Source organism: Streptacidiphilus carbonis (assembly GCF_000787775.1).
In the GTDB taxonomy this organism is placed as follows: domain Bacteria; phylum Actinomycetota; class Actinomycetes; order Streptomycetales; family Streptomycetaceae; genus Streptacidiphilus; species Streptacidiphilus carbonis.
Genome location: NZ_BBPM01000014.1, coordinates 103,033 through 108,959 on the forward strand (window position 1 = coordinate 103,033; position 5,927 = coordinate 108,959).

Sequence of the window (5,927 nt, forward strand, 5' to 3'; positions counted from 1 at the left end):
GCTCTGCACCACTCCGTGGGCGACACCGCCGCCCTGGACCTGGGCTCGGGCCGGAGCCTGAAGGTGCGGATCACCGGCAGCGTCGCAGCCGTGCCCGGCCTCGGCGCCACCCGCACCACCGGCTGGTTCACCGCCGACCAGCACGCCCTGGCCACCGCGCTGGCCGCTTCCGGGGTGGACCAGCAGCCGCCCACACAGTGGCGGCTGAGCAGCAGCGATCCCGCCCGCACCGCCGCCGCGGTCACCGCACAGCCGGCCCTGGGCAGCCCGCTTACGGTGGCCCAGTCCACCGCCCGGCTCCGCGGCGACCCCTTCCGCAGCGGGCTGCGCAAGGTACTGACGCTCTGCCGGCTGCTCGCCCCGGCCTTCGCCGTGGTCGGCTTCACCGTCCACGCGGTGGTGTCCACCAGGGAGCGGCGCCGGGAGTTCGCACTGCTGCGGGCGATGGGGGCGCGCAGCAGGTCGCTGTCGACGCTGCTGTGGGCCGAGCAGCTCAGCATCGCCCTGTTCGCGGTGGTGCCGGGAGCGCTGCTGGGCACCGCCCTCGCGGCCGAGGTGCTGCCGCTGATCACGGTGGACGACTCCGGGCAGCCGCCCTTCCCGCCGCTGCGGGTCCGGGTGCCCTGGGGCGGGGTGGCGCTGTCCGGGCTGGGCACGGCCGCGGTGATCTGCCTGGTCGTCATGGCCCTGTCCCGGCTGCTCGCGCGGGTGGACCTGGTACGGGTGCTGCGGGCCGGGGAGAGCGCGTGAACGGGCGACTGATCCGGGCGGAGGCCCGGGGCGACCTGCCGCTCCTCGGCTGTCTCGCGGTACTGGTGGCGGTGCTGACCGGGCTGGCCGCGCTGGCACCGGTGCTGGCGGCCGGCCAGGAGGACCGGGCGCTGCGCCAGCGGCTGGCGACGGCCCAGAGCCAGGGCGCGCTGATGACGGTCTCCACCACGGCGGACAACCCCGGCCGCGATCCGAGCCTGTGGAACCTGCTGCCCAACGGGGCCACCCCGGGCAAGCCCGTGGACACCGCGGCACTGCTGGCCAAGGGCGGCCGGCAACTGGTCGCGCACGCCGAACCCGGGCTCGCCGCGGCGCTGACCGTCTCCCGCGCCGAGGCGCAGTTCGACCCGCAGGCGCTGGCCTCGCCCGCCGTGCCGCAACGCACAGTGGTGCGTACCGACATCGCACCGGCCTACATCACCGACGCCGAGGCGCATCTGCGGATCACCTCCGGCCACGCGCCGCGGGCGGTCCGGCACGGCAGCCCGCCCGAGATCGCGCTGTCCCGGGCCTCCGCGGCCCTGCTCGGCCTGCACGTCGGCGAGCAGTTGACGCTGGCCCAGCACGGCCCCGACCCGACCACTTCCCGGTACGTCCTCGCCGGGATCTTCGAACCCAGGCGGACCGGTGACAGCTTCTGGATCGAGCAGGCGGCGCTGGACCAGCCGTTGGAGTACCCCCAGGAGACCGATCCGAGCAAGCAGCTGATCTCCGCACGCGGCCTGATCGCCCCCGACGGCGTGGACACCGCGATGAACGCCGAGCTGCCGACCGAGCCGGCGCTCAGCTGGGAGCTGCGAGTCGCCCTCGGCACGGACACCGTCGCACAGGCCGGCGCGCTGGGTCAGCCGCTCGCCTCCTGGAGCAACAGCCTCAGCGGCGCGCTCTGCGCCGACAATCCGGTGCTGGGCTCGCCCAGCTGCGTGCTGGACGGTCAGCTCACCGAGCCGCTGCTGGTCGGCGACGCCCTCAGCCCGCTGTTCGCCGCCTTCACCGCCGAGGACGCCCAGGCCCACGGCCTGGCCTCCTATGCCATCGCCTCGCTGCTCGCGGTCGCCCTGGCCACCGCCGTGGTGGCGGTGCGGCTGCTGCTGCGCAGGCGCGACGCCGAGCTGCGGCTGCAGCGGGCACGCGGGGCCTCCGGGCTCCGGCTGGTGCTGCTGCGGACGGCGGTGGCCACCCCGGTGGTCGCGGTGGCGGGAGCGGCGGGCTTCGCGGTCGGCCTGGTCCTCGCCCCCGACGGGACGTCAGGGGCACCGCGACCGCTGCTGGCCGCCGTACTCGCGGGTGCCGCCTGGGTACTGCTGCCGCTGCTGACCTGGCCCGCCGTCAGGAACGAGGGCCATCCGCGCGCCGACAGCCCGTCCCGGGCCCGGCGGGTGGTGCTGGAGGCCACCGTGCTGGTGCTCGCCGTCGCCGGGGTGGCCACGCTGCGGACCGCCGCCGCCCCGGACGGCGGCACCCAGGGGGACGCCAGGCTCAGCGCGGTGCCGGTGGTGGTGGCGCTGGCCGCCGTACTGGTGCTGCTCCGGCTGTATCCGCCGGTGCTGCGCTGGTGCTCGGCGCGGCTGCGGCGGGGGCGCGGACTGCTGGGGTTCGTCGGACTGGCCCGGGCCGGACGGGACGCGCCGGCCACCGGGATGGCCCTGTTCGTGCTGGTGCTGACGCTGGGAACGGCCGTCTTCGGCGGTCTGGTGGTCAATACCGTGAGCGTCGGCGCGAGCACCGGGGCGGCCTGGGCGGCGGGCGCGGACGCGGTCGCGGTGCAGCAGGGCAATACGACGCCGGTCACCACGGCTACCGGCACCGGGATCCGGACCGTCACCGAGCAGCTGCGCACCTTCAACCTCATCGGCGACAGCAACGGCGCCGGGGTCACCGGCGTCGCGGTGATCACCGTGGACCCGGCCGCCCTCAGCGCCGCCGACCCCGGCTCGGCCGGGGCGCGCGCCCTGAGCCGGGCGCTGTCCGCGCCCACCCGCACCCTGGCCGACGGCACCGTGCAACTGCCGGCCCTCGGCTCGTCCGACCTGACGGAGCGCGCACCGGGCGGCAGTCTCAGCGTGACGGTCCAGCCCTACGGGAAGCCGGTGCTCCATCTCCGGTTCAGCCCCACCGTCCCGCTCACCGCCGCCGAACGGGACGACCCGGTGCTGGGCCCGCTGGTCTCCCTGATCGGTGACGGCACCCCGCTGCTGGTGACCACTGCCGGGGCGGAGCAGCAGCTGCCGCAGCTGTCCTCCGGGCACACCGCGGTACTGCTCTTCGCCGGCGGGAGCACCGGCGCGGACGGGAGCGCGGGCCCGGCCGCGCTGCGTGCCGCCGCCGGGCGGGTGCTCGGGCCGACGGCGCAGGTCACCGTGCGCACCGAGGAACTGGCCGCGCTGCGCGGGGACGGGCTCACCCGCGGGGTCAGCACCCTGTACACCGTGAGCACGGTGCTGGCGGCGCTGTTGGCACTGCTGGCCGTGGCGCTGCAACTGGTGCTGACCGCGCCCGAACGCAGGCGGACCACCTCCTACCTGCGCACCCTCGGCCTGACCGGCCGCGGGGCGGCCGTGCTGCACCTGGTGCAGCTGCTGCCGCTGGTCCCGGTCGCCGCGCTGGGCGGGGTGCTGCTCGGCCTGGTCGAACCGCGGATCCTCGGCCCGGTGCTGGACCTGCGTGCCTTCACCGGCGGCCCGGGCCGTCCGGCGCTGCACACCGATCCGGCGCTGACCGCGGCACTGGGCCTCGGCGCGGCGCTGCTGCTGCTGGCGGCGGCAGTGGTGGTGGAGACGCTGCTGGCGCGCACCAGGACGCTCGCCGCGCGGATCAGGTAGCCGCGGTGGCCGCGCCGGTCGGGCAGACCGGATCAGGTGGAGGATCAGCCGCCGGTGAACGAGACTGGGCAGGTCCGACCGCCACGAAAGGAACCACCGTGTCCGCTGTCCACCGTGTGCTGTTCTTCGAGTTCAACGACCCCGATGCGGCGCTGCCCGCGCTGCAGGAGGCCAAGAAGCTCCCCGGCGTGCACCAGGCGGCGGCGCTCACCCGCTCGGCCGCGGGCGAATTCGACATCGCCGAGAGCTGGATCCACCACGTGGGGGCGGCGACCGCCGCCGGGGGCGCGGTCGGCGCGCTGATCGGTCTGCTCGCCGGGCCGATGGGGTCGTTCGTCGGCGCCACGGCGGGCGCCTGGCTCGGCGGCAACAGCGAGGCGCACCAGGCGCAGGACTCCTTCGCCACGCTGATCCTCTTCGGCGCCGAGGTGGAGGACGACACCAGCCAGTTGGTCGTCGACATCAGCGAGGCCGACGATGGCCCGGCCGACGAGCTGGCAGCCCGTCACAACGCCGTGCTGCACCGGCGGCCCGCCGAGGAGGTCGAGGCCCGGGTGAAGGCCGCCGAGCAGGCGGCGGACCGGGCCAACGCCGAGGACGAAGCCGCCGAGCGGCGCTGAACGCCGCGCCCGCGAAACAGATGTTTCGGACGGGAAAGACGGAGAGACGGAAACGAAGAGGTGCAGGACATGGCAGACATCGAGTTCGACGACGACGGGCGTACCCGGCTCAGGGCCCTGCTGGGGCAGGAGCAGGTCGGCCAGATCGCCTATTTCGTGCTGGACGAGCCGCCGACGGCAGCGGCGCGGGTCGGCGTGCACACCGAGGTCGACCCGGCCCACCAGGGCGAGGGCATCGCCGGAATGCTGGCGGCCGAGTTCTACCGCCGTGCCGCCGAGGCCGGACAGGGCGTCGTCCCGCTCTGCCCCTACCTGAAGCGCTGGTCGCTCAAGCACCCGGAACAGGCCCCGGCACCGACCGAGGAACTGACGGCCCGTGCGAAGGCGGTGCTCAGTCAGGACGACCCGGCCACCTGGTGACCCAGGGTCAGGAATGAACTCAGGGTCAGGAATGAACAGAGGAACGGATCGTGTGGCGGGCCCCGGCGAACTGCGCCGGGGCCCGTTTGCTCTGGTCGGAATCGGCAAGTCGCCCTACAGAGGGAGCGCGTTGACGGCCCGCGCGCCCCAATTCGTAGGAGAGGAACGGCATGTCCACAGGTCTGATCATCGTGATCGTGGTTGTGGTGATCGTTGTGGTAGCGCTGGCCGCCATGGCCGCCATGCGTCCGCAGCAGCGCAACCGGAAGCTCCGGCAGCAGTTCGGCCCCGAGTACGAGCGCGAACTGGCCCAGCACAACGGCGACACCAAGGCGACCGACCAGGTACTGGAGCAACGGACCAAGCGCGCCAAGGACCTGGATGTCCGTCCACTGGACGCGGCCCAGCGCGAGCGCGCCCTGGCGCAGTGGACCACCCTGCAGGAGCAGTTCGTCGACTCCCCTGCGAAGGCGGTCATCGACGCCGACCACCTGCTCGACGAGGTGCTGCGGGACCGCGGCTTCCCGGCCGGCGGCGCCAACGGCTCTGGCGGCACTGACGGCACCGACGAGGACCGCTACGCGGTGCTGTCCGTGCACAACGCCGCCGCACTGCCGGGCTACCGTTCCGCTCGGCAGGCCGCGGAGCGCGCCCAGCGGGGCGAGGCGACCACCGAGGAACTGCGCCAGGCATTCGTCAACGCCCGCGAGACCCTCGACCACCTCATCGGCGGCGGCGCGAGCGCAACGACTTCCCCCACCAGCAGCAACGAGAGGACGGCCTGATGTCCGACCGACGTTTCCCCGAGCAGCACGAGGACCTGCAGGACCGGGCCCGCTGGGAGGAGGAGTCCCCCGCGGAAGCCGACGCCGAGACCGACGCCGACGCGGACGCGGAGTCCAAGGCTGAGTCCAAGGCCGAGTCCAAGACTGGGGCCGGGACTGGGACCGACAGCGGCACCCACGACGACTCCCACGCGGACATCGAACGGAGCGACCTGACGAAGCCGGGTGCGGACACCGGCGCTGCCCACCCCGAGACCCCGATGCCGACTCCGATGCCGACTCCGGAGCCGGCCGCCGCGCCGGCGACACCGGGCAGCGCCCCCGCGGCCGGCTGGCCCGGCGTGGGCGTGCGGCTGTTCCCCCAGGACGCCGGTGAGAAGCTGCGCGACCGCTGGCAGCACATCCAGATCGACTTCGTCGACGACCCGCGCCACGCGGTCGAGGAGGCCGACACCCTGGTCGAGCAGGTGGCGGCCCGGCTGGCCGAGTCCATCACCGCCAACCGCCGC

Annotated in this window: 6 protein-coding genes; all 6 read left to right on the forward strand. The window is 74.4% G+C overall.

Features of this window, described 5'->3' with window-relative positions:
* Positions 1-750 (forward strand): ABC transporter permease (locus tag TR46_RS13555; RefSeq protein WP_042399265.1); only part of this gene is annotated, 750 nt, incomplete at its 5' end.
* Positions 747-3,593, forward strand: coding sequence for a hypothetical protein (locus TR46_RS42265; RefSeq protein WP_042399267.1), 2,847 nt, complete (start codon positions 747-749; stop codon positions 3,591-3,593). The genes TR46_RS13555 and TR46_RS42265, both read left to right, overlap by 4 nt.
* Before the next feature lie 98 nt (positions 3,594-3,691).
* A complete protein-coding gene (locus tag TR46_RS13565) occupies positions 3,692-4,213 on the forward strand; it encodes a hypothetical protein (RefSeq protein WP_042399270.1) in 522 nt (173 codons plus the stop codon).
* A 60-nt stretch (positions 4,214-4,273) separates the two neighbouring features.
* Positions 4,274-4,633, forward strand: a complete 360-nt coding sequence (locus TR46_RS13570; RefSeq protein ID WP_369405988.1) for a GNAT family N-acetyltransferase — start codon at positions 4,274-4,276, stop codon at positions 4,631-4,633.
* Positions 4,634-4,803: 170 nt separating this feature from the next.
* Positions 4,804-5,418 carry a hypothetical protein gene (locus TR46_RS13575; RefSeq protein ID WP_042399273.1) on the forward strand — a complete coding sequence of 205 codons (615 nt, stop codon included), beginning with the start codon at positions 4,804-4,806 and terminating at the stop codon, positions 5,416-5,418.
* Positions 5,418-5,927 (forward strand): hypothetical protein (locus tag TR46_RS42270; RefSeq protein WP_201776401.1); only part of this gene is annotated, 510 nt, incomplete at its 3' end. The genes TR46_RS13575 and TR46_RS42270, both read left to right, overlap by 1 nt.